Below are 23,905 nucleotides of genomic sequence, written 5' to 3' on the forward strand. Positions count from 1 at the left end.
TAAATTTTCTCCGTTCCTTTTTTATTTTGTCTACCCCACTTTAAAAAGGCTTTTATTGTTTTATATCTTAATTTGTTCTTTTGAAATCCTCTGACTTCTGCTATACTTATCTATAAATATATACAATAAAAACTTTTTAGCATTGGAGAAATTATGCATATTAACGAACAATACCACGATCTTCCATTACTGGAAACACAAACCTATCAGTTCATCGGCAGGGAAGGTGAGATCCTTACCAAAGAAGAACAGGTCCTCAATGAGCATCTGATCGATGTCTATCTCAATGACCAGCTTACCATGAAACTGATCTGTCTCCCGCAGCATCTCACAGAACTCGTCCTAGGACGGCTCCTGACGGAACATATCATCCAGTCCATCGACGATGTCGAGCAGATCTACATCTGCGAGTACGGCAAGCGCGCCAAGGTTTATCTCAAACAGTCTCAAACAACCGATGCAAAGAAAAACACTTCCTTCGTAGAGACCACCCCTACCTGCTGCACCGGCAACCACATCCTGAATGATTATTTCTCATCTGACTATCCGCCGGTTCCTGTCACCCCGATCGAATGGAAACCGGAATGGATCTTCCACATGGCAGACACCTTTGCCGATGGGATGCCGCTTCACGGTGTCACCTTCGCCACCCACAGCTGTCTCCTTGCCCGCAGAGACGAGATTCTTTTTTCCTGTGAGGACATCGGACGGCATAACGCACTTGACAAAGTGATCGGCTATGCTCTCCGTCATCAGATCGACCTTACGGAATGCATGGTCTATTCCAGCGGAAGGATCCCGACCGATATGGCAATGAAAGCGATCTATGCCGGAATTCCGGTGCTTTCCAGCAAGGCATCTCCTACCACAGAGGCGATCGAACTTGCCAAAGCCTATCGCCTGACCCTCGTCTGTGCCGCCAGAAGAGACCGGATGAAAGTCTTCAGTCAGGTCTGATCTTTCTTATCTGTGCAGAAACTGCGACAGGATGCTTCTGTTCGAAACGAAACATCCTGCCGCATCCTCATAGCTACAAATATTCCTTAAAATATTCCTTAAAATATTTCTCAAAAGCCTTCTGGCTTATTTCTTTCATTTCTTCCAGTAATGCTTCATAGCGTCTCATAAACTCACGGCCTTCTTCCGTGATCCTTGAATTTCCTCCGTGCGGTCCGCCGTTATAGCGGTCAAGAAAAGTAAATTCCATCTGTTCCTCCGCCCGGTTCAGAAGCTTCCAGCATTTGGAATAGGACATTCCCATCTTCTTGGATGCCGCATGGATCGTCCCTTCTTCATCAATATACTGAAGAAGATGAAAAAGCCCCGGTCCAAAAAAATCGATATTCTTCGACAGAACGATCTTGGTCTTTATGCCAAGCACTGCGTCCTCGTTCTGCTGCTCCGTTGTAATATTCTCTGTTTTTTCACTCATTCCGCGTTTTGTTACTCCTCATTTTTGCTGTGCTGGTCATTGCCGTCCGGTCTGTCTCTGTCTCCATAAGCAATAAATCCAATCCGACAGAACTTCTGTTTCATTCAGGTCAAAAAATGGCAATTCTTCCAGCAAAGCGCTTCCCGCCGCATCCAGTTCTTCCCTTCGAAGATCCGTCACGATTCCCAGAAGGAATCTCGGATCACAGACAGATCTCGAAGAATTTCCCCGTCGTATGACCTCGATCTTGGGGTATTCCGAATATTTAAAACCCTCCAGCAAGACCACATCTGCCTCAGGAAAGCAGGCGATCAGTTCGTCCGTCTCTGGTGACGGCTGATATTTGACCATCATATATTTTGTCCCGGAAAAAACAAGCGTCCCGCAGGCTCCGGCTTCCCCGAATCTCCAGGTGTCTGTCCCCGGTATATCCGCTTCAAACTCATGCCCGTCATGCTTGATCACAGCAGCTTTAAGACCTTTTTGTTTCAGCTTCGACAAAAGTGATGCGATCAATGTTGTTTTTCCCGAATTTTTGACTCCGCTTACCGCCAGTATCAGCTGACCCTTCTGTTCTTTCATTTCGCTCATCCTGTCACAGAAGAAGAACTTCCGCTTCTTCTCCTGCATGACTTCCGGTCTTTCCCTTCTGCATCTCGATCAGACAGTTACATCCTGCCATGGTCGAAAGGATTCCATTCGAATGGATCTTGGTAGGGATCGTCACGGTTTCTCCGTCTGTGACCGCACGTACATAACGGCGTCCTCCGACACTCTTACCAAAATCATTCGTCAGAGTACATTTCTTCCTTACCGGACGAAGTGTGTCGTCCTGTGTCAGCTTCTGGATCATCGGACGGATCAGAAGATCCACAGATACCGCCGCCCCAAAAGGATTTCCAGAAAGACTGAGCATCGGTGTGCCTTCATAGACAGAAAAAAGCGTCGGCATTCCCGGCTTCATCTCAAGCCGCCAAAAAATCCTCTGTGCTCCCAGGATCCGGACTACCTCGTGCATGATATCCTTCTTGCCTACGGATACCGCGCCCGTTGTAATGATCAGATCTGAAACCTCCGCCGCTTCTCTGACTGCCTCTGCCATATCCTGCGGGTTGTCCGGGATCTTATCGATCCGTGTCAGTTCTGCGCCAAAATCCATCAGTCTCGCTGCAAGGAGACTCTGGTTGCAGTCATAGATCTTGCCCAGTTTCAGTTCTTCTCCCGGCTTCATCACTTCATCACCGGTTGTCAGGACCGCAACTCTCGCCCGTCTTATAACAGGAACTTCTGCCACACCCATGCTGGCAAGGATTCCTATCTCTATAAAACTGAGTTTTGTACCCTTTTTCAGTAAAACTGTACCTTTCTTAAAGTCTTCACCCTGAAAACAGTAGTCCTCCCACTGTTCCATGCTCTTGTAGATCTGTACGGTATCCTCTCCATAATCCGTATTTTCCTGTCTGACGCAGCAGTTACATCCTGCCGGAATCGCCGCACCTGTCATAATACGTACCGCTTCCCCGTGCTGCACGGTTCCGTCAAAATATTCTCCGGCATCAACTTCCCGGATCACTTTGAGTGTGACCTGCTTTTCCGGCAGTGCTCCCGCCAGATCCTCAGCCTTACAGGCATAGCCATCTACCGGTGCACGGTCAAATGGAGGATTGTCTCTCTCTGCTTTCATGTCCTCTGCCAGTATCCTGCCGTTTGCTGAAAGTAAAGACACAGTTTCCGCTTCCTGTACCGCTTTCGTATACATCAGCAATTGCTCAATTGCTTCTTCTACCCTGAGATTTTCCAAAACATTTCTCCCCTGTCCTTCAAACATCGTTTTCCAAACTGGTGTCTGATTAATGATATTTTTTCTCAACAAAATGTCACAATCCTGTTTTCGATTTATTGTAACATATAGACAAAAAAAGCTCAACCTTTTCGCTTCTTTTGAACAAAAAAGCAGAGGATATTTTCGACACCTCTCCGGTCTCTGAAAATATCCTCTGTTCTGAATCATTTATAACATCTGATCTTATGCTTTTTCAATTCGGATCGCACATACTTTGTATTCCGGGATTCTTGCATATTTATCAAGTGCTGCATTTGTCAGCCAGTTTGCATTTCCATCCGGGAAGTGGAATGGCATCCAGGATTCTCCCTTGGATACTTTGGTTCCCACACGGGCGGTGGATTCGATCTGTCCTCGTCTGGAGGTCACACGTACTCTGTCGCCGTTCTTGATTCCCAGTTTCTCAGCATCCTGCTCATTCATTTCGATGAAGGATCTGCCCTCGATTTCCATCAGTTCCGGTGTCTTTCCTGTCATTGCTCTTGTTGTGTAATGATACAGGATTCGTCCGGTCATAAGGATGATCGGATATTCTTCATCCGGAAGCTCTGCTGACGGAATGTACTCTGCCGGATAGAACCATCCAAGTCCTCTCGCAAATTTGCCGACGTGCATGATCGGTGTTCCAGGATGATCCTTGGTCGGGCATGGCCACTGGAGGCCCTTGCCGCCTACTTCTTCGCTGTCCAGACGTGCATGGCTGATTCCGCCGAAGGATGGTGTTACAGATGCGATTTCATCCATGATCTGGGCGGAAGTCAGGTGCGGCTGCGGATATCCCATACGGTTCATCAGATCAATAAGGATATCGGTATCCAATCTTGCATTTCCTGGAATTGTCACTGCTTTACGCACACGCTGTACACGACGCTCTGTATTTGTAAAGGTTCCCTCTTTTTCTGCATAGCTGACACCTGGAAGGATGACATCTGCATATTCTGCGGTCTCTGTCATGAAGAGTTCCTGGATCACAAAGAATTCCAGGCTTTCCAGTGCCTTGATGATATGATGTGTATCCGGGTCGGTAACAACCGGGTCCTCTCCATAGATATAAAGGCCTTTGATGTCGCCCTTGATCGCTGCCGGGAATACCTCTGTTGCATGAAGTCCCGGATTCGTGTTCAGCTTGGTGTTCCATGCTTTTTCAAATTTGGCAATTACTTCCGGGTTGGCTACTTTCTGATATCCCGGGAAGTCTCCAGGAGATGCACCCATATCGCAGGCTCCCTGTACGTTGTTCTGACCACGGAGCGGGTTGACACCACAGCCCTCACGGCCAAGTTTACCAACCAGAAGTGCCATATTGGACATGGACATAACGCCCTCTGTACCAGTGGAATGCTCGGTTACACCAAGACAGTAGATGATCGGAGCCTTGTCGGCTTTTGCGTACATGATCGCAGCTTTTCTTAAGTCGTCTGCATCGATGTGGCAGATCTGGGCTACACGCTCCGGTGTGTAATCCTTAACGATCTCTTTGATCTTCTCATAACCTTCGGTTCTCTCTGCGATGAATTTGTCATCCTGGAGTCCTTCGGAAATGATAACGTTCATGATACCATTTGCAAATGCAACGTTGGTACCTGGTTTCAGTTTCAGATGGATGTCTGCATGTTTTGCAAGATCGATGTCACGCGGGTCAACAACGATCAGCTTGCAGCCACGCTGTACTGCCTGACGGATCTGCATACCTACAACCGGATGTGCTTCTTCCGGGTTGGAACCTACGAGCATGATCACATCTGGTTTCTTGGTAATATCCTCGATTGGGTTGGTCATTGCACCGGAACCAAGTGTCATCGCCAGACCTGCTACAGATGCGGAGTGGCATACACGTGCACAGTTATCGGTATTGTTGGTTCCGAAGCAGGTACGGACCATCTTCTGGACCATGTAGATATCCTCGTTCGGTGAACGGGAGCATGCAAAACCAGCCAGAGATTCGGAACCATATTTCTTCTTGATCTCCATAAATTTGGATGCAACCAGATCAAGAGCCTCGTCCCAGGTTGCTTTCTCAAATTTACCGGTTTCTTTGTTCTTGATCAGCGGATCTGTGATCCTGGACGGATGATGTACGAAGTCAAAGCTTCCGCTTCGTCCCTTAACACAGAGAAGTCCTTTGTTTGACGGTCCGTCATAAGCTTCTGTATCTACGATCTTACCGTCCTTGACAAGCAGGTAATACTGACATCCTGTCGCACAGTGCGGGCAGGTAGTAAGGACTTTCTTGTCGATTTGGTATGCACGGTATTTCTTTCTTCGTTTCATGGTGAGCGCACCGGTCGGACATGCCTGTACACAGTTTCCGCAGGACTCGCAGGTGCCGTCTGCCCAGAGACCTTCACCGTTTCCGATCACGGACTGGAAACCACGTTCCAGAGTTGCGATCGCGCCTCTTCCTACGATCTGGTTACAGGTGTTGACACATCTGTGGCACAGGATACAGAGGCTTGGATCATAGGTAAAAAATTTGTTGGAATCATCAATCTCTCCACCGCTCTTCGCTCCTGTATAACTTGATGTTTCTACACCATACTCATAAGCATAGTCCTGGAGTTTACAGTCACCGTTGCCCGGACAGGAGAAACAGTGAGTGTTGTGGTCGGACAGAAGCAGATCCAGTGTCTGTTTTCTTGACTCGACTACTTTTTCTGACATGGTGAAAACTTCGTCACCCTCAGAAACCTGCATCGTACAGGCGGTATCTATTTTTGTTCTTCCATTATTCTTTACTTCAACTACACATAAACGGCAGGAACCGTCCGGCAGTAGATCTTCTATATAGCACAGAGTAGGAATCGTAATCCCTACCTTCTTGGCTGCGTGAAGGATGGTCGTACCCTTCTCGACTTCAACAGGCTTGCCATCAATCGTCAAATGAATCATGTCGTTCCCTCCTTTTCTGCATCTGTTTATTTCACGCCGATCGCACCAAACGGGCAGTTGTCCATACAACTTCCGCATTTGATACATTTGGACGGATCAATCTTGTGCGGCTGTTTCTTCTCGCCTGCGATCGCACCAACCGGACAGTTACGTGCACATTTCGTACATCCTTTACATTTCTCAGGATCGATCTCGTAAACTTTCATTGCCTCGCAGACATGGGCACGGCATTTACCCTCTACGATATGTTCGATATATTCGTCACGGAAGTTCTTGAGCGTACTGAGGACCGGAAGAGGTGCACTCTTGCCAAGTCCGCAGAGAGAACGCGCCTGGATGAATTTCGCTGTTTCTTCCAGTTTGTCAAGGTCTTCCATCTCGCCCTTGCCGTCTGTGATCTTCTCAAGGAGTTCGAGCATACGCTTCGTTCCGATTCGGCACGGACCGCATTTCCCGCAGGATTCTCTCTGAGTGAATCCCATGAAGAATTTCGCAACATCGACCATACAGGTGCTCTCGTCCATAACAACCAGACCGCCGGAACCGATGATCGCATTGTATTTCTTAACCTGGTCAAAATCAAGCGGAACGTCCAGATTCTCTTCTACGAGACATCCGCCGGAAGGTCCACCGATCTGAACACCTTTGAATTTACCGCCGCCCTTGAGACCGCCTCCGATATCATAAATGATGGTACGGAGTGTGGTTCCCATCGGAACTTCGATAAGACCGGTATTGTTTACGTTACCGGTAAGTGCGAATGCCTTGGTTCCCGGGCTTCCTTCTGTACCAATGCTTCTGTACCACTCAACACCATTGGTGATGATCATCGGTACGTTGGCATAAGTCTCAACGTTGTTTAATACGGTTGGTTTTGCAAAAAGTCCCTGCTCTACTGTACGCGGCGGCTTCACACGCGGCATACCTCTCTTACCTTCGATAGAAGCTGTCAGGGCACTACCCTCACCACAGACGAAAGCTCCTGCTCCACGGTTGATGTGGAAGTGGATACAGAAATCTGTTCCGAGGACATTGTCACCGATCAGACCATGCTCCTCTGCCTGTGTGATTGCCTTCTGCAAACGCTCTACTGCCAGAGGATACTCGGCACGTACATAGATGTATGCATTCTGTGCACCGGTCAGATAAGAACCGATCAGCATACCCTCGAGCATCTTGTGCGGGTCACCTTCCATGATGCTTCGATCCATGAATGCACCCGGGTCACCCTCGTCACCATTACATACAACGTAACGCTGGGTTTCCTTCTGGCGGGCAACCTGTTTCCATTTCCTGCCGGCCGGGAATCCACCGCCGCCTCGTCCACGGAGACCGGATTCTTCCATCATATCCAGTGCTGTATCCTTGTCTATGTCAAAAAGTACCTTCTCCAGTGCAGAATAGCCGCCTACAGCGATATACTCCTCGATATTCTCTGCGTCGATATGTCCGCAGTTCTTAAGTACCAAACGCATCTGTCCAGCATAGAACGGAATGGATTCCTCACTCTGGTAAACCTGTCCGTCCTTATGATACAGCAGTCTCTCGATCGGCTGTCCCTGGCAGATCGTCTTCTCATAAATTTCTTCGCAGTCCTCAACTTTGACTTTGATATAGAGGATTCCGAGAGGCTCGATCCTCATCAGAGGTCCCATCTCACAGAATCCGTGGCATCCGCTCTTTCTGATCTCAGGATGCGGAACTTCTCCTTCAAATTCTACAGAAACCTGTCCGTTTCCCTCGGACAGTTCTACCATCTTGTCATAAATTTCCTTGGAGCCGCTGGCAATACATCCGGTTCCTGCACAGACCAGGACGCGGAGCTTCGCTGCATGCAGACGTTCCTCTGCTTCTTTGCGCAGATTCTGAAGTTCTTCTCTGTTATGTAAAAACATTACTCGGCACCTCCCTCTCGCAGTTTGTGGATCAGCTCTACTGCCAGATCCGGGGTCATCTTCGGATGAACGTCATCATTAACCATCATGACTGGTGCAAGTCCACACGCACCCAGACAGGATACAATCTCTACTGTAAAAAGCATATCGTCTGTGGTGTGCTTCTTGTCATTCAGTCCAAGCTCCTTCATCAGGGCTTCTCTGACCGGTACGGATTTCCTTACATGACAGGCAGTTCCGTCACATACCTTGATCACATATTTACCTTTTGCTTCGAATGAAAAATTCTCATAGAATGTTGCCACACTATATGCTCTTGAACGGGTTACCCCGATCTCATCTGCTACATAGTTCAGAAGTTCTTTCGGCAGATAACGATACGCAGCCTGAATATCCTGCATGATCGGGATCAGAGAATCCGGCTTGCGTCCATAAACAGCAATGACCTCATCTGCCTTATCATAGTATGATTTGTCTAACATTCAGTTCCCTCCTTTTCACGTTCACTGTGTTTTTGCATTGCTCCCACATATATTTTTATTATAGAAGATGTTTTTTCATATTTCAAGTATTTTTTGTGTATTTTGCTTATTTTAGTCCTGATTTTGCAGTTGCTTTTTGTATAATTTTACAAAACAACTCGGTAAGTTATAGTTAACTCGACATTTTTTCAAAATAATGCACAAAAAGACACTGAAATGTCTTTTTTCATTCCAGTGTCTTTGTCTGTTGATATTTCTTGATTTTATGGCAGCTTACTGCATACCGAAGGATTTCCCACGAAGCGGAAGTCCCGCCAGCTCTGCCAGTCTCTTTACGCCCATCTCTGCCGTGGAGACAGCGCTCTCCACATGGTTAAAATCTGTCGCGCTGTAATCAAACAGGATATTTCCCTGTGCCTCAAATTCATCGTCACAGTCCCAGAAATAGAACCGCATTGGTTCGCATTCAAAAGCATTGATCTGGTAGCCGACATCTCCTTGCGGAAGTTCTGTACCGTTCAGCTTAAGAAAAGCCTCCTTAAGTTTCTTCGCATGGCCGGAAAAAGTCGCCGCGAACACATCCGTCACACCGATCTTGTATGCGGGTCCAAAAGGTCTCGCATCACGGAGATCCGCAAACGGCACCCACTTGTCCATGAAGAAAGCATTTTCCCTGACATAGCCGAGAAGCGTATAGATGTTCAGCATCTCCGTCGCATTTGCTTCGCCTTTTCCATCCAAGCGGTCGATCCTGCCATCATCCAGGCGGATCCCAAACGGGACTCCGAAGTGTGTGATCTTGAGATAACCGTCCTCTTCTTTCAGTTCAGGAAGTCTTTTCTTTAATTCTTCTTTGTCCATCTGAAGGAATTTCTCTGCCCATTCGCTGCAGAGTTTTATATAATTGGATACTTTTTCGTTTGTTTTCATGATGATTTTACCTTGTTCCACAGATCTCCGTATACCTGATCCGCCTCTGTTCCAAGATACTGGAAAGTTTCCAGATTGTCATACTTGGAAAGATCCGGGAAAGCGATCTCACTGTTTCGGATGGATTCATCCTCGATCAGCTCTCTTGCGGCCTCATTCGGTGTGGAGTAAGTGATATATTCAAAGTTCATCAGCGCAATGTCCGGTCTGCAGAGGAAGTTGATGAATTTTTCTGCATTTTCCTTGTGCTCTGCATTCTTCGGAATTACCCAGGAATCGATCCAGATATTGGAGCCTTCCTTCGGGATCACGTATTCCAGGTTCGGATTTTCTTTCTGTGTGTAGATTGCCTCACCGGAATAGATCACGCCAAGAGCTGCCTCGTTTCCGATCATCTTGTCACGCACCTGGTCGATGACATAAGCCTGCACCAGAGGTTTCTGCTCGATCAGAAGGTTCTTAGCTTCCGTCAGCTCATCAAGGTCGGTGGAGTTCAGAGAATATCCGAGATATTTCAGTGTCGCACCAAACGCATCGCGGACAGAATCCTGCATCAGAATGTTGTCCTTGTATTTTGGATTCCAGAGGATCGACCAGCTGTCGACCGGCTCATCCACCATAGTCTTGTTGTAAAGGATACCGACAGTTCCCCAGCAGTATGGTACGGAATATTTATTCTCCGGGTCAAACTGTCTGGACTGTTCCATATACTGCTTGCCGATATTCTTGATATTCGGAATGTTGTCAAAGTTGATCTCTGTAAGCAGGTCATTCTCGATCATTCGCTGGATCATATAATCACTCGGGCAGACCACGTCGTATGCGATTGCACCGGAACTTACCTTCGGATAAAGGATCTCGTTTGTCTCAAATTCTTCGTAAACAACATTGATCCCTGTCTCTTCCTCAAATATGGTCAGGACTTCCGGATCGATGTATTCACCCCAGTTGTAAACAACCAGTTTATCATCATTCACGACACCACTTTCTTCCGCATAGTAGAATCCGCCTCCGATAAAGAGGATGCAGATCGTCACCGGGATTACACGGCGGATGATGATCTTCTTGACTTTGGATGGTCTGCGGACTTTCTTTCTGGCTGTGGTCTCCTCTTCTTCCTTCGGAGAATAGTTGACCAGGATCAGAAGGACAAGCACCGTCACGAACATGATCGTGGAAAGTGCATAGATCTCCGGTTTGATTCCCTTTCGTACCTCTGTATAGATCTTGGTGGAAAGTGTGTCGATCCCAGGTCCCTTGGTAAAGTGGGTGATAACGAAATCATCCAGGGACATGGTAAACGCCAGCATAAATCCGGAGAGGACTCCCGGCACGATATCCGGGAAAACCACCTTGAAGAAAGCCTTGACCGGGGATGCCCCGAGGTCCATTGCCGCTTCATATGTATAACGGTTTGTCTGTTTCAGCTTCGGTGACACACTCAGGATCACATACGGAATATTGAACGTAATATGCGCGATCAGGATGGTGCCGAAACCAAGTGTCATGTGAAAAGCAATAAAGAGAAGCATCAATGACACACCCATAACGATCTCTGCATTCATCATCGGGATGTTGGTAAGACCCATGTACATGGTCTTCCATTTCTGCTTCATTCCCTGAATGGCGATTGCTGCTGCCGTTCCGATGATCGTTGCGATCGCCGCTGAGACAAAGGCAATGATCAGTGTCGTATAAAAGGCACTCATGATCTGTTCGTTCTGGAACAGTTCTTTGTACCATTTCAGGGTAAATCCGCCCCACTTCGCTCTCGTCTTGGACTGGTTAAAGGACAGCACGACCAGCGTCACGATCGGTGCATACAGCAAAATAAAAATAAGAGCCAGGTATATTTTCTGTAAGTATTTTCTGATCAAAATGTCGCACCCCCGTCTTCGTTGTCGTATTTTGCCACAAGTGCCATACTTGCAATGATGAATACCATCAGCACAAGAGAAAGTCCACTTCCGACATGCCAGTTGCTGTTCTGTTTAAAGGACTGCTCGATCACGTTTCCGATCAGGAGAATCTTACCGCCTCCCAGAAGGTCGGAGATAACGAATGTTGTCAGTGCCGGTACAAATACCATAGTGATACCGCTGATCACGCCCGGGATACTCAGCGGAAAAATAACCTTGCAGAAAGTCTGTACCGGATTTGCTCCCAGGTCACGTGCCGCGTTGATAACATTGCTGTCGATCTTGATCAGTACGTTATAGATCGGAAGCACCATGAACGGCAGGAAGTTGTACACCATACCAAGGATGATCGCATACGGTGTATTGATGATCTCCAGTGCCGACAGATGCAGGAAACTCAACACGCTGTTGATGACACCGTTTTTTTCAAGCAGTGTCTGCCATGCCAGGGTGCGGAGAAGAAAGTTCATCCACATCGGCAGGATAAAGATCAGCACGATAAAACTTGTCTGACTGACTTTATTCTGGCTCAGGATCATTGCCAGCGGATAGGCAAGGATCAGACAGATCGCGGTACTTAAGAAAGACAGAAGGATGGACATTCCCAGAGCCTTCAGATTCTCCGGTGTCGTGATCTGTGCCAGGTTTGAAAATGTAAAAGTTCCCTCATCGCTGGTAAATGCATAATAAACGATCACCAGAAGCGGGATCACGACAAAAGATGCGGACCAGAAAAGATAAGGTCCGGCAAGCAGACGCTTATTCTTCAATGTTTACCGCCTCCTCATCTTCTGATTCCGGTTTTTTCATGATCTGGATGTCAAACGGATCTACATGGATGCTGACTTCCGTTCCAACCGGGAACATATCTGTGCTGTGTACCAGCCATTCATAGTTATTTGCCATGACTTCCATCTCATAATGAACACCTTTAAAGATCAGGTGTGTGACAACACCGTCGATGCTTCCTTCACCCGGTTTGAGAAGGTCGATATCCTCCGGACGGATAACAACGTCAACCGGTTTGTTCTGTCCGAATCCTTCGTCCACGCACGGGAAATTCACTCCGAGGATCTTGACAAGACGATCCTGCACCATCGTTGCAGAAATGATATTACTCTCACCGATAAAATCTGCCACGAAAGCATTCTCCGGCTCGTTGTAGATTTTCTCCGGAGTTCCGATCTGCTGGATGTAACCCTGGTTCATAACTACGATAGTGTCAGACATGGTAAGGGCTTCTTCCTGATCATGTGTTACATACAGGAAAGTGATCCCCAGCTCATTCTTGAGACGGATCAGCTCGTACTGCATATCCTGGCGCATCTTGAGGTCCAGAGCGCCCAGAGGCTCATCCAGAAGAAGGACCTTCGGCTCATTTACGATTGCTCTTGCGATAGCGATACGCTGCTGCTGGCCGCCACTTAAGGAGTCCGGCATACGGTTCTCGAAGCCGTCCAGGTTGACGAGTTTCAGTGCGTATTTGATCTTGTCATGGATATATTGTTTACTTTTATTTTTTATCTTTAATCCAAAGGCAATATTCTCCGCAATATTCATATGTGTAAATAACGCATACTTCTGAAATACGGTATTCAGCTGTCGCTTATTAGGCGGAAGATCAGTGATATCCTGCCCGTCAAAGATCACACGACCCTTATCCGGCATCTCAAAGCCTCCCAAAATACGAAGTGTGGTAGTTTTTCCACATCCACTCGGTCCAAGAAGTGTCAGGAATTCATTCTCCCTGATATAAAGATTCAGTTCATCCAGAACTGTCTGCATCCCGTAGGATTTGGAAATGTCGATCAAGTCGATCAGCTTATTGCTCATTGGCTGTTCCTCCCTAAAAATATCCCCTCTTTTGAAATGAAAAATATATGAATGGTAACTTTACTTTTGTATCACAAAAACATTTCGATTTCAATAGATTTTACGATATTTTTACAACCTTTATTTATATGGAGTTCACACGTGCTTTCTCTTGTTTGCCAGCACACTGTAAAAGCCACCACGTTCGTTATGAACGAGTGGTTTTTACAGTGTTGCTTTAGTTACGGACATAGCCAGCTGCTGTGGATCTTTGCCAGAAGTCTTGCGTTGTGATAGGCCATTTTGAGGGTGAGGCACGTCCTGCCGAGGTATTTATTGCCGTCTTCTGTCTTGACGCAGGCGAGGGCGAGGTCTGCTTTTGCAGGGTCCTGCAGACATACAGGGATGAGAAACTGAATGCCGTGATTATAATACTGAGGGATCGCAGTGCGGTAATCTGCTTCCAGCATCCGCTTCGTCTGCCGCAGTGCCCCGTCAAAAAGCTGGACTTTCATGACGCTGTTGCGGATCGTTTCCGGAAGACGCTGGCTATTCTCTGCTTCCTCAAAAATGTGCTCATACTGTGGAACAATATCCAGTCCGATATCAAAGACAAGCTCTGCTGGGTTCTGCACATATTCTGCACGTTCCGGAAGGTCTACAATTCCAGCTTTGAGAAGATTGTATTCCGTATAAAATCCCTCCAGGAACCATCTCTGCCTGTCCGGGACAAGATTTGGGATAAAATAAACATAGACCGGCTGATAATAGCGATTAAATAATCCTGTATTAAAAATTGCATAGTTATCTGTTTCCAGTATTTTGCCTTCCTCATATACCCTCTGAAAAGTGTGCTCCAGATAACCTTTGAGGATTCCATTGTCTTCTGTGCTGCCAAAACTCCATTTCTCCGGAACGATCCTGGAGAGATTCTGTATCTGCCGGTTATAATTCCCGCAGTACGTATAGTCGAATAAATTCATGATGCCTCCTTATAAACTTTTTATTTTTTCTGCAAAACCAGTTTCCATTTCCCGCAGGCAGGAATGGACTCTGAAATTTTGTACCCTGATATAATATTATTTTGGGAAATTCACCGACAGAACTGCCGGGTAAAGATTATATTTTTAAGCTACCATATTTTGATAAAAACAGCAACTTTTTTCCATCGACAAATGTCGACAGATATCGCATCTCGTTATCGGGATTTTGTCATATTCATGGCAAAACACCTCGCGGGATATTACCTGTAAATAGGAACCACATCTCGACATTCAAAACATCCCATGCTATAATAGGAAACTGAAATAAGCACCTTCCGACGGAAATGCGGAGCTTGCCAGGTAAGTTGCTTATACATTTTATTTTTCATCAAGGAGGCAACAAACTCATGACAAAAGAAGAATTCCGTAAACTGACCGAAAATATCCTGATTCTGGATGGAGCTACCGGTTCCAATCTGATGGCGAGCGGCATGCCGCGCGGCATCTGTACCGAGACCTGGGTTATTGACCATAAGGATGTCATCCAGGATCTCCAGCGCGCCTATATCCAGGCTGGAAGCCAAGTCATCTATGCTCCGACTTTTGGCGGAAACCGTATGAATCTTGCCAAACATGGACTGACAGACCGTATCGAGGAGATCAACCGTACTCTCGTCGGATATTCCAGAGAACTCGCCGGAAATGGTGTCTACGTAGCCGGTGATATCACGACTTCCGGTTCTTTTATCACTGCAGATGGTAATTATACCTACACAGAAGCTTTTGATATGTACCAGGAACAGGTTCGTATCCTTGCCGATGCAGGCATTGACCTGATCGCAGCAGAGACCATGATCAACATCGAAGAAACTCTCGCCGCAGTCGACGCTGCAAGTTCTGTATGTGATCTTCCGATCATGTGCACCATGACTGTAGAGGCGGATGGAAGTATCTTCAGCGGCGGCAATGCTATCGAAGCTTCTGTTTCTCTTGAAGCAGCCGGTGCAGACGCAGTCGGTATCAACTGTTCCGTCGGACCGGACCAGCTTGTATCCGTCGTACGAAGCATCAAAGAAAATGTATCCATCCCAGTCATCGCCAAACCAAACGCCGGCATGCCGACCATCGATGACAAAGGACAGGCCGTATACAGCATGAATGCAGAAGATTTTGCATCTTATATGAAAGTTCTGATTGAAAGCGGCGCATCCGTCGTCGGTGGATGCTGCGGAACAACTCCGGCATTTATCAAGGCACTGCACGATAGCATCCGATAACTCGCACCTGTTCACAGGACATCATCCTATCTGGGGACGCGCCACTAGCACCTCCTCAATATTCAATACAATCAACAGGGAACGTGGTTTGCAGCTCCAAAAGCCCCCGTTCCCTGTTTCTAATTTCCCACAATCCGATGTCTAGTGCCATCCATTTCCCCACACTCAGCATCGAGTTCAGGAGGCATTAGGAATTCCGATGCCACACACCCCAGTCTCCAACAATAATCGGCATCAAACACAAGTATCTCGCGCATCCCGATGCCTCATGCCAGCCACGCCTCTCATTTCACATGAATCGCTTTCTCCGGGCACATTTCCTGGCAGCAGAAGCAGCGGATGCATTTCCTGTAATCATAGACCGGCGGGTTTTCTCTGCCGTTTCGGAAATTCACAGCTTTCTCCGGGACCGGGCAGCTCTTGACGCAGATCCCGCAGCGGATACACTTGTCTGACTGGATATATGGCTTCTTCTGAAAAATATTCAGAGCCTTCGCCAGACGCTCCCACATACCGGAACGCGCCACTCTCCTGTCTACATCAAAGTATGGGTTCCCGTACTGTGCCACCGCATCCTCCATACGGATCGGACCGCCGGGTGTCAGAAGCTCGATCTCTTCTTCCTTCCAGGTTCCAAGTCCCATCTTCTCACCGTGATAATTTGTCGGGACCATCTCCGGTTTCAGATGGATCAGATGACAAAACACACTGTCCAGTGCGACCGGGTCTTGCGACATCAATATCACATTCATCGGAGCCGGATCGCCGGAGCCAGGTCCGTTCCCCTCCATCGCAACAATTCCATCCATGATATACAGCCGTGGTTTCACATACTGGTTCAGATCCACCAGCATTCTGGCGAAACTGTCCGCGCTCGGATACAGAGTATGCCCCTTCGCCTTGTGAAATCCATAGATGAATCCATAACTGTTCTTGACCGCCCCTGTGATACGTTCCAGTGCATGCGTCTTCATCTTGCACAGAGAGATCACGCAGTCCCTCTCCAGAAGTTCCGCAGGAAGGACAAACTCTTTCGCCTGGATCCCATCCGGATTCTCCACATGGACCCCCTTGGTATAGTCGATCGCCGGAATATCAAATTTATCAAGATAGGTATCCATACCTGTTCCGTGAATGACTTTCGTTGTTGTTCCATTGCCGCACGAATCTGCCAGAATAATATCCTGATACCCCTTCTCCCGCATCAGCCTCGCAAACATGCCAACTATCACAGGATGTGTGATAACAGCTTTATCAACTTCTGCTTTCTTGAGAAGGTTAGGTTTCAGAAGAACCGATTCTTCTTTGCCGACAATAGATTCGAGACTGCCCAGAAGTTCAAGGCCGGTCTCCAGATTCTCATAAACAAGTTCTTCCCTGTAAGAATTACAGGGAAGAAGGATCACTTTGCTTTTTTTATTCATAATCACCCTCGCTGAGAACTCAGATCTGTCTCGCGGATCGCCTTTCTGACCGGAAGGATGCACGCCGGCACTACAGACAAGAAATCAACCCCCATCTGAAGGAAGGTTTCTGTCAGTTCCGTATCTGCTGCGATCTCACCACAGATCCCTGCCTGACGGTTCTCCTGATGTGCAGCTTCCACTACCATCTTGATCATACGGAGCACCGCCGGGTGATGATCGTTGTATTTGTCCTTGAGCAGAGGATTCTGCCTATCCATAGCAAGTGTATACTGTGTCAGGTCATTTGTTCCGATGCTCAGGAAGTTGACTCTCCTTGCCAGTTCCTGGCTGATCATAACCGCTGCCGGTGTCTCGATCATGATACCTGTCCTGATATTACGGTAAGGAATTTCTTTTTCATCGAGTCCTGCCTTGACCTCCTGAATGATCTCCTCGATCTGATCCATCTCTTCTTCGGAATCGATCATCGGATACATCATCGCAAGATTACCATAGGCACTGGCACGGTAGATCGCACGAAGCTGTGCCTTGAACATCTTCTTACGGTCAAGACAAAGACGGATGCCACGGTTTCCCATGATCGGGTTGGTCTCCGCCGGAATATCCAGATAAGAAGCCTGCTTGTCAGCTCCGAGATCGGCGGTACGGATCACTGCTGTACGCTCTCCCATCGTCTCTGCCAGCTTCTTATACGCATGAAACAGCTCATTCTCCCTCGGATAGTTTTCCCTTCCAAGATACTGGAATTCACTTCGAAGGAGCCCAATGCCGGAAGCCCCGTAAAAAAGGACACTGCTCAGATCGCTCATGTTGCCGATATTTGCGTACAGACCGATCTTTGTTCCATCCTTCGTCTCATCCTTCTGTGTCTTGAGTTTGAGAAGTTCTTCTCGTTCTCTTCGATCCGCCTCAAGACGGATCTCGTATTCTTTCTTGATCTCTGCATCCGGATTCAGATACATGGTTCCTGTATAACCATCCACGATCGCGGTCATACCATCCCACTCGTCATCCGGTGCAATGTCTACCAGAGTTGGGATCTCCATTGTCTTTGTCATAATGGAGGCATGAGAAACGGCTGATCCATGATGCATGACAACGGCAAGAAGTTTCTCCTTGTCCATCTCCATGATCTCAGTCGGTGACAGAGCCTCTGCCACCAGGATCACCGGTTCCTCTCCCAGATTGATCCGGATCGCCGCTCCGCCGAGAATCTGGATCAGACGGTTGGATATTTCCTGAATGTCTGAAATCCTCTTACGGATCACCGGTTCTTCCAGGTTGCGGAAGGTCTCTACCAGCTCATCACGGTTTGTCATAACTGCATAAGCAGCATTGACCTTTTCGTTGGCAATGCTGCTCTCGATCGCATTCTGGAAGCTTCCGGATTCCAGGAGCTTTGCCTGATTAAGGAAAGTCCTGGCCTCCTGCTCATTCAGAGATTTATTGGCTTCGTAAAGTTCTTTGAGCTTCGCTACCGCCTGCTCCTTCGCTTTACGAAAATCCTCGATCTCTTTTTTGATGTTGCTTACCAGACACTGACGTATCTGATATTCCCCTCTGCTGTAATATAAGATTTTTCCGATGGCAATTCCCGAAAAGGTAGCAATACCTTTGTAGATTTCCATCCTGCTTCCCCCTTGTTTCTATCAGTTGCAGGCAGCCTTGAACTCCGTCCAGTTCTTATTGTAGGCCTCATCTGCCTCCGCGCTGATGTTTTCTACTGCTGATCCTTCTGTTACAGAATCCGGAACAACAAGGTCCTGATTCTCAAGCAGGGAATCTGCTGCTTTGTTTGTGCAGTAATATCCGATATAATCGAAACATTTTGCTGCGTTTTCCGGCTGAAGGATGTAGTCCATGAACTGATAAGCCTCATCCTTGTCCGGTGCCTGGCTCGGGATGAACATTCCCATAACGCCAAAGCCAAGTCCCTCTTCCGGATATACCACTTTGAGATCCGGATTTTCCTGAAGGGCTGCTGTTACCTGAGAAGTATAAAGAAATGCAACGCCTGCCTCTCCGTTGAGAAGAGAATCCTGTGTATTGTCATCCTGGATCAGACGCACGTTCGGCGCAAGTTCCAGAAGTTTTTCTCCTGTTTTTGCGATATCATCTGTGTTCTGGTCATTGAAATCCTGACCAAGAGCAAGGTTTGTGATACCGTTGATCACACGGTAGTTTGCAGTCAGCGCAATGCTGTCCTCTAAGGATGCATCCCAGAGGTCATTGTATCCTTTGATGTCAATGTCAACCAGATCCGGATCATAAACGATCAGCGGAATACCTGCGCCGTACGGTGCTGTATATTCATCGTTCGGATCATAGAACTGTCCCTGATAAAGCGGGTTGATGTTTCCCCATCCTGACAGCTTGGATGTGTCAAGTTTCTCCACCAGGCCTTCCTCGATGGCAGTCTGGATGATATAGTCATCTGCTACGACAACATCATAATCTCCGCCTTTTGCCATGGAAAGTTTCTCCAGCATGTTTTCATCTGTATCAAAATTAGAATAAACGACCTTGATTCCTGTTTCTTCTTCGAATCCGTCAAGAACTTCCTGCGGGAACATGTTCTCCCATGTGTAGAGCACCAGTTCTTTGGAGTCATCTGCCTGAACAGAAATTGCGAGTGTTGGAACTACGAGTGCCGCACATAATGCACATACCACTAATTTTTTCATAACTTTTTCTCCTCTTCTTGTCTTGTTTCGATTTTAACAAACTCCAGACATGTTTAGTATATCTTACTTTTGTTTCATTGAAAAGACTTTCTTAATTCTTTTTCTGATTTCTGCCTGTAAACTTTCCTATTGCGGTATAAACGAGCAGGATCAGAAGGGTCACCGCCAGCATGATCGTACAGAGTGCATTGACCTCCGGGGTCACGCCTGTCTTGATCTGTGTGTAGACCTTGATCGGCAGAGTAGAAAGACGCGGTCCGTTAATAAAAATACTGATGACCACATCATCCATGGACATTGCAAATGCCAGAAGGGAACCTGACATTACCGCCGGCATGATGAGCGGAAGGATAATATCCCAAAATGCCCGAAACGGTCCTGCACCAAGGTCCCTCGCCGCTTCCTCAAGCGACGGGTCCATTCCCGCAAGGCGTGCTTTTACTTCCATAAGAATATACGGCACGCAGAAAACGGTGTGTCCGATCAGGAGCGTCAGCATACCAAACGGCAGATTCATCATATAGAAAAAAGCCATCAGGACCATACCAAGGATGATTTCCGGGATCATCAGCGGCAGGATGGAAATATATTCCAAGATTCCCTTTGTCTTCCAGTGGATCCTGGAAAGCCCGACTGCCCCAAGAGTTCCGATCACCGCCGATACAAAGCAGCTTACCACTCCAAGGAACAAACTATTTCCAAGTGCCTCGATCATTGCGCTGTCAGAAAAAAGCTCCTGATACCATTTCAGGGAAAATCCGGTAAAACGCACCGGAAGTTTTGATTCATTAAAAGAAAATACGATGACGACTGCGATCGGCAGATACATCAGTACAAAAATCAATCCAAGGTAAAACCTGGAGAGTTTTGAATTCTTTTTCATCCCACACCCTCCAATTCTTTTGCATTTGTGACTTTGCGGTACAGCATGATCATCAGTGTCGTAAGGATCATCAATACCACAGCCAGTGCCGCCGCGAACGGCCAGTTATTTCCTCTTGTCATCTGTTCCTGGATCAGACTTCCAACAAGCACGATCTTGTTTCCACCCAGGATATCTGCGATGAAAAACAGTCCCATGGACGGGATAAATGTCAGGATCACACCGGAAAGAAGACCTGGCAGAGTCAGTTTGAAAGATACTGTCCAAAAAGCCTTAAACGGGCTCGCTCCGAGATCTCTTGCCGCCTCGACGAGCGACCAGTCCAGTTTCTCCGCGCTGGAATAGACAGAAAGGATCATAAACGGAAGCAGCACATAGGTCATACCGATCACGATCGCCGGATAGCTGTAAAGGATACGAAGCGGCTTCTCGATCAGCCCAAGGCTTTTGAGCACATGGTTCAGAAGCCCTTTGGTCTGAAGGATGATCATCCATCCGTAAAGTCGGATCAGGGAGTTTACCCAAAACGGCAGCATCAGAAAGATCATCGCGCGTTTTTTCCATTTGTCGGAAAGTTTTGCCATAAAATATCCAAACGGATATCCGACCAGGCAGATAATCAGGGTACTGGTCAGGGCAAGCTGGAAAGATCCTGTAAAGGTCTGCATGTAGACAGGGTCAAGGATCTTTTTATAATTTGCAAGTGTAAATGTCCACTCCACGCCGTGTCCTGCTTTTGGCTGTGCAAAGCTCAGTGCCAGCATATAAAGCAGCGGTCCTGCCACAAAAATGATCGTAAAGATGTATAACGGCAGGATCATCCAGACAGAGCCGGATTTCTTTTTTTTCATGATTCTGCCCCGCTTTCTGTGTCAAGATCTACCAGAACGGCATTCTCCGGTTCAAAGAAACAGGTTACTTTCTGTCCTGGCTGCACGCTCGCATCGATGCCGTATCTGCTTGCGATCACTTCTGTTCCGTCGGTAAGTTTCAGTACAACGCGGAGAAGACCTCCGGCAAAACTCTTCTCGACTACTTCTGCGTCAAGACCTTTCTGACAGGTTTCGTCAAGAACGATATTTTCGCTCCGGACTGCCAGTGTCACCGGTGTTCCTGCCTGTAAAACATTGCCGTCTGCCGCTGCCAGAACAGTTCCTCCTGCAAGGCTTACGCGCACCTGATCGCTTTCCATTGCTTCTACAGTTCCCTTAAGGATGTTTGCATTTCCGACAAAAGTTGCCACATAGCTGGTCTTTGGATGATTGTAGATCTCATCCGGGGAACCGATCTGCTCAAATCTTCCCTGGTTCATGACTGCGATACGGTCTGACATATTGATCGCTTCTTCCTGGTCATGTGTGATGTAGACAAACGTGATGCCAAGTTTTTTCTGTAATTTCTTAAGTTCCAGCTGCATCGCGCGGCGGAGCTGGAGATCCAATGCTCCCAGAGGCTCATCGAGAAGAAGGACCTTCGGATTATTTACCAGAGAACGTGCGATCGCAACTCGCTGTCTCTGTCCACCGGAGAGCTCTGACGGTTTACGCTTCTCATATCCCGGAAGCTGTACCAGTTCCAGCATTTCGGCGACACGTTTTCTGATCTCGGCTTTCGGAACTTTCTTAAGTTTCAGTCCGTAGCCGATATTGTCTGCAACGGTCATATGCGGAAACAGGGCGTAATTCTGAAATACTGTGTTTACGTCTCTCGCTTCCGGTGCGAGATCTGTCACATCTTTGCCGTCCAGAAATACCTGACCGGAATCCGGTGTCTCAAGGCCCGCGATAATACGTAAGGTTGTCGTCTTGCCACATCCGGAAGATCCCAGAAGTGTGATAAATTCACCCTTTCCGATGGAAAGACTGATCTCTTTGAGAACGGTTTCATCCTTTGAAAAGGATTTCTTGATCTTTTTTAATTCCAAACATGTTTCTGCCATTTTTCTGCCTGTCCTCCTGCTGTTTTATTTTTGGTCTGTCTGCTTTCTGATATAAGCCGTGTAACTTTCTCTGTCAAAAACCGGGGTAAACTCTGTGCAGATCTTTCTGGCCTGCTCTCCATCGTTTCTTAAGAGTTTGTACATGGTCAGGGCAAGCAGTTTTGCCGGAAGGATGTATGCCTTTTCCGGATCTGTGATACGGAAGTCTGCCCCATGGAGTTTGCCTTCAAAGCCCTTGAATGTAAAATTCACGACCGGCATCAGATGGCTCAGATCGCCTACATCCGTGCAGGCATTGTTGAAGTCGCCCTTCTGCACGGTGCGATAATCAAGGTCCAGATCCTCCGCCGCCTCCAGAAGTGCCGTGTCTGCCTCTCTCGGAAGGATCGGCATGTAGCCCTGGAGTATTTCCCGCTCGATCCTGCCGCCGAATGCATAAGCAGCCCCGTCGTAGGCACGGTTGACCATGTCGGTGATCTCCTCGATCTTCTCAAGGGAAGCCGCCCGCACCTTCGTCTCTATGACTGCTTCATCCGGCACGCTGTTGATGACATCGCCTGCCTTGCGGATCACATTGTGGAGACGTACATGGTCTTCTTCCCGAAAAGTCTCACGCATCAGTCCCATCATCTGGATCGCGCTGGTCGTGATGCTGAGGGCGTTGACACCGTTCCACGGATCGATCGCCCCGTGTGCGGCCTTGCCTCTGACAGTGACTCGTTCTGCACTGTAACCGTTGCACGCCGGATTTCCCAGGTAAAAATCCTCCTCGACCGGAACCATATGCACATGGGTCGTCAGCGCAATATCCGTATCATCAAAAACTCCTGTGCGGATCATCTCGCTCTTGCCGCAGCAGAATTCTGTTCCTTCTTTCTGAAGACGGACACGTTTATCTGCATCAATATATTCCTCAGCAGGAACTGCAAGAAAAGAAAGGCTTCCGCCAAGCTCTTTCTGAATTTCTGTATCTGCCAGTGCCGCTGCACAGCCTATCATTGCTGCCATCTGTGCGTGATGCCCGCAGGCATGTGCCACACCGGTGACAGGATCCGACACAGGATGTGCCTTACAGCCGATTGCATCCATCTCTCCGATGATCGTCAGATGCGGGCCTTCTGCAGGATGACTGTCACCACGTACACCAGTCCGTGCAAGATGCTCCGTCACCTCATATCCCAGCTGTCTGAGACACTCTGCTGTTTTTTGTGCTGTCCGTATCTCTTCAAATCCCGGTTCCGGATGTGAAGCGATATCTTCTGCAAAATTTATGATCTGCTCTCTGTATGCATCAATTCTCTGAAGAATCTTTTCTTCTGTTTTATCTAACATTTGTTTAACATCCTCTCTTGATATCCTCTATATCCATCAAAATCTGTACAGCTTTCTCAGGTATAGAGCATGGATCAAAAGCCTTCACTTTCATAAGTTAATACGTTATAAAAGCAATAAACCTTTATCCCCTTATGATAACATAAATTTTCAGCAATGCAAGCACTGAAAAATCACA

20 protein-coding genes are annotated in these 23,905 nt (G+C 47.5%); 2 read left to right on the forward strand and 18 right to left on the reverse strand.

Annotated features, from left to right (window positions below):
• The first annotated feature begins 153 nt into the window (after window positions 1–153).
• A complete protein-coding gene (gene fdhD, locus DXC01_RS03845; RefSeq protein WP_022215656.1) occupies window positions 154–957 on the forward strand; it encodes a formate dehydrogenase accessory sulfurtransferase FdhD in 804 nt (267 codons plus the stop codon).
• A gap of 73 nt (window positions 958–1,030) precedes the next feature.
• Here the strand turns inward: fdhD and DXC01_RS03850 are convergent, their stop codons facing one another.
• The 11 genes from DXC01_RS03850 to DXC01_RS03900 all read right to left on the reverse strand — a co-directional run bounded on the left by DXC01_RS03850 (window position 1,031) and on the right by DXC01_RS03900 (window position 14,185).
• Window positions 1,031–1,432 (reverse strand): winged helix-turn-helix domain-containing protein, encoded by a 402-nt coding sequence (locus tag DXC01_RS03850; RefSeq protein WP_022215657.1) that lies wholly within the window; start codon window positions 1,430–1,432, stop codon window positions 1,031–1,033.
• Window positions 1,433–1,468: 36 nt separating this feature from the next.
• A complete protein-coding gene (mobB, locus tag DXC01_RS03855; protein ID WP_118698356.1) occupies window positions 1,469–2,014 on the reverse strand; it encodes a molybdopterin-guanine dinucleotide biosynthesis protein B in 546 nt (181 codons plus the stop codon).
• 13 nt (window positions 2,015–2,027) lie between these two features.
• Window positions 2,028–3,233, reverse strand: coding sequence for a molybdopterin molybdotransferase MoeA (locus DXC01_RS03860; RefSeq protein WP_118698357.1), 1,206 nt, complete (start codon window positions 3,231–3,233; stop codon window positions 2,028–2,030).
• 225 nt (window positions 3,234–3,458) lie between these two features.
• Window positions 3,459–6,164, reverse strand: a complete 2,706-nt coding sequence (fdhF, locus tag DXC01_RS03865; protein ID WP_118698311.1) for a formate dehydrogenase subunit alpha — start codon at window positions 6,162–6,164, stop codon at window positions 3,459–3,461.
• A gap of 26 nt (window positions 6,165–6,190) precedes the next feature.
• Window positions 6,191–8,059 carry an NADH-ubiquinone oxidoreductase-F iron-sulfur binding region domain-containing protein gene (locus DXC01_RS03870; protein WP_118698312.1) on the reverse strand — a complete coding sequence of 623 codons (1,869 nt, stop codon included), beginning with the start codon at window positions 8,057–8,059 and terminating at the stop codon, window positions 6,191–6,193.
• Window positions 8,059–8,541, reverse strand: a complete 483-nt coding sequence (locus tag DXC01_RS03875; protein WP_118698313.1) for a complex I 24 kDa subunit family protein — start codon at window positions 8,539–8,541, stop codon at window positions 8,059–8,061. The genes DXC01_RS03870 and DXC01_RS03875 overlap by 1 nt, the downstream gene beginning before the upstream one ends.
• Before the next feature lie 273 nt (window positions 8,542–8,814).
• On the reverse strand, window positions 8,815–9,471 hold the full coding sequence (locus tag DXC01_RS03880; protein WP_118698314.1) for a DUF3786 domain-containing protein: 657 nt from the start codon (window positions 9,469–9,471) through the stop codon (window positions 8,815–8,817).
• Window positions 9,468–11,348: an extracellular solute-binding protein gene (locus DXC01_RS03885; RefSeq protein ID WP_118698315.1), complete on the reverse strand. Its 1,881-nt coding sequence runs from the start codon at window positions 11,346–11,348 to the stop codon at window positions 9,468–9,470. The genes DXC01_RS03880 and DXC01_RS03885 overlap by 4 nt, the downstream gene beginning before the upstream one ends.
• Window positions 11,345–12,160, reverse strand: coding sequence for an ABC transporter permease (locus tag DXC01_RS03890; RefSeq protein ID WP_022215665.1), 816 nt, complete (start codon window positions 12,158–12,160; stop codon window positions 11,345–11,347). The genes DXC01_RS03885 and DXC01_RS03890 overlap by 4 nt, the downstream gene beginning before the upstream one ends.
• Window positions 12,150–13,223, reverse strand: a complete 1,074-nt coding sequence (locus DXC01_RS03895) for an ABC transporter ATP-binding protein (RefSeq protein ID WP_118251369.1) — start codon at window positions 13,221–13,223, stop codon at window positions 12,150–12,152. Before DXC01_RS03895 ends, DXC01_RS03890 begins: the two co-directional genes overlap by 11 nt.
• Before the next feature lie 221 nt (window positions 13,224–13,444).
• Complete coding sequence (locus DXC01_RS03900; protein WP_022213565.1) at window positions 13,445–14,185, reverse strand: DUF3825 domain-containing protein; 741 nt, start codon at window positions 14,183–14,185, stop codon at window positions 13,445–13,447.
• 407 nt (window positions 14,186–14,592) lie between these two features.
• Between DXC01_RS03900 and DXC01_RS03905 the strand changes: the two genes are divergently transcribed.
• Window positions 14,593–15,462, forward strand: a complete 870-nt coding sequence (locus DXC01_RS03905; protein WP_118251368.1) for a homocysteine S-methyltransferase family protein — start codon at window positions 14,593–14,595, stop codon at window positions 15,460–15,462.
• A gap of 284 nt (window positions 15,463–15,746) precedes the next feature.
• On the opposite strand, the gene DXC01_RS03910 is transcribed toward DXC01_RS03905, so the two are convergent.
• The 7 genes from DXC01_RS03910 to DXC01_RS03940 all read right to left on the reverse strand — a co-directional run bounded on the left by DXC01_RS03910 (window position 15,747) and on the right by DXC01_RS03940 (window position 23,727).
• Window positions 15,747–16,886: a DUF362 domain-containing protein gene (locus DXC01_RS03910; protein WP_022214582.1), complete on the reverse strand. Its 1,140-nt coding sequence runs from the start codon at window positions 16,884–16,886 to the stop codon at window positions 15,747–15,749.
• 2 nt (window positions 16,887–16,888) lie between these two features.
• The gene (gene ptsP, locus DXC01_RS03915) at window positions 16,889–18,517 is read right to left on the reverse strand and encodes a phosphoenolpyruvate--protein phosphotransferase (RefSeq protein WP_022214581.1); all 1,629 of its coding nucleotides are present in this window, start codon (window positions 18,515–18,517) and stop codon (window positions 16,889–16,891) included.
• A gap of 21 nt (window positions 18,518–18,538) precedes the next feature.
• Window positions 18,539–19,573 carry a polyamine ABC transporter substrate-binding protein gene (locus DXC01_RS03920; RefSeq protein WP_118698316.1) on the reverse strand — a complete coding sequence of 345 codons (1,035 nt, stop codon included), beginning with the start codon at window positions 19,571–19,573 and terminating at the stop codon, window positions 18,539–18,541.
• A 91-nt stretch (window positions 19,574–19,664) separates the two neighbouring features.
• Window positions 19,665–20,456: an ABC transporter permease gene (locus DXC01_RS03925; RefSeq protein ID WP_022214579.1), complete on the reverse strand. Its 792-nt coding sequence runs from the start codon at window positions 20,454–20,456 to the stop codon at window positions 19,665–19,667.
• Window positions 20,453–21,307 carry an ABC transporter permease gene (locus DXC01_RS03930; RefSeq protein ID WP_022214578.1) on the reverse strand — a complete coding sequence of 285 codons (855 nt, stop codon included), beginning with the start codon at window positions 21,305–21,307 and terminating at the stop codon, window positions 20,453–20,455. Before DXC01_RS03930 ends, DXC01_RS03925 begins: the two co-directional genes overlap by 4 nt.
• The gene (locus tag DXC01_RS03935) at window positions 21,304–22,395 is read right to left on the reverse strand and encodes an ABC transporter ATP-binding protein (RefSeq protein WP_022214577.1); all 1,092 of its coding nucleotides are present in this window, start codon (window positions 22,393–22,395) and stop codon (window positions 21,304–21,306) included. Before DXC01_RS03935 ends, DXC01_RS03930 begins: the two co-directional genes overlap by 4 nt.
• A 24-nt stretch (window positions 22,396–22,419) precedes the next feature.
• Window positions 22,420–23,727, reverse strand: coding sequence for an amidohydrolase (locus DXC01_RS03940; protein ID WP_118698317.1), 1,308 nt, complete (start codon window positions 23,725–23,727; stop codon window positions 22,420–22,422).
• Window positions 23,728–23,905: the final 178 nt, after the last annotated feature.

It is taken from the genome of Blautia sp. OM07-19 (assembly GCF_003481595.1).
GTDB lineage: Bacteria > Bacillota > Clostridia > Lachnospirales > Lachnospiraceae > Blautia_A > Blautia_A intestinihominis.

What these genes read in the sequence shown, in the direction of transcription:
- DXC01_RS03940 (WP_118698317.1), bottom strand. Translation starts at nt 23,727, where the DNA reads ATGTTAGATAAAACAGAAGAAAAGATTCTTCAGAGAATTGATGCATAC.
- DXC01_RS03910 (WP_022214582.1), bottom strand. Translation starts at nt 16,886, where the DNA reads ATGAATAAAAAAAGCAAAGTGATCCTTCTTCCCTGTAATTCTTACAGG.
- mobB (WP_118698356.1), bottom strand. Translation starts at nt 2,014, where the DNA reads ATGAAAGAACAGAAGGGTCAGCTGATACTGGCGGTAAGCGGAGTCAAA.
- DXC01_RS03925 (WP_022214579.1), bottom strand. Translation starts at nt 20,456, where the DNA reads ATGAAAAAGAATTCAAAACTCTCCAGGTTTTACCTTGGATTGATTTTT.
- DXC01_RS03895 (WP_118251369.1), bottom strand. Translation starts at nt 13,223, where the DNA reads ATGAGCAATAAGCTGATCGACTTGATCGACATTTCCAAATCCTACGGG.
- DXC01_RS03935 (WP_022214577.1), bottom strand. Translation starts at nt 22,395, where the DNA reads ATGGCAGAAACATGTTTGGAATTAAAAAAGATCAAGAAATCCTTTTCA.
- DXC01_RS03870 (WP_118698312.1), bottom strand. Translation starts at nt 8,059, where the DNA reads ATGTTTTTACATAACAGAGAAGAACTTCAGAATCTGCGCAAAGAAGCA.
- ptsP (WP_022214581.1), bottom strand. Translation starts at nt 18,517, where the DNA reads ATGGAAATCTACAAAGGTATTGCTACCTTTTCGGGAATTGCCATCGGA.
- DXC01_RS03880 (WP_118698314.1), bottom strand. Translation starts at nt 9,471, where the DNA reads ATGAAAACAAACGAAAAAGTATCCAATTATATAAAACTCTGCAGCGAA.
- DXC01_RS03875 (WP_118698313.1), bottom strand. Translation starts at nt 8,541, where the DNA reads ATGTTAGACAAATCATACTATGATAAGGCAGATGAGGTCATTGCTGTT.
- fdhF (WP_118698311.1), bottom strand. Translation starts at nt 6,164, where the DNA reads ATGATTCATTTGACGATTGATGGCAAGCCTGTTGAAGTCGAGAAGGGT.
- DXC01_RS03900 (WP_022213565.1), bottom strand. Translation starts at nt 14,185, where the DNA reads ATGAATTTATTCGACTATACGTACTGCGGGAATTATAACCGGCAGATA.
- DXC01_RS03850 (WP_022215657.1), bottom strand. Translation starts at nt 1,432, where the DNA reads ATGAGTGAAAAAACAGAGAATATTACAACGGAGCAGCAGAACGAGGAC.
- DXC01_RS03930 (WP_022214578.1), bottom strand. Translation starts at nt 21,307, where the DNA reads ATGAAAAAAAAGAAATCCGGCTCTGTCTGGATGATCCTGCCGTTATAC.
- fdhD (WP_022215656.1), top strand. Translation starts at nt 154, where the DNA reads ATGCATATTAACGAACAATACCACGATCTTCCATTACTGGAAACACAA.
- DXC01_RS03920 (WP_118698316.1), bottom strand. Translation starts at nt 19,573, where the DNA reads ATGAAAAAATTAGTGGTATGTGCATTATGTGCGGCACTCGTAGTTCCA.
- DXC01_RS03905 (WP_118251368.1), top strand. Translation starts at nt 14,593, where the DNA reads ATGACAAAAGAAGAATTCCGTAAACTGACCGAAAATATCCTGATTCTG.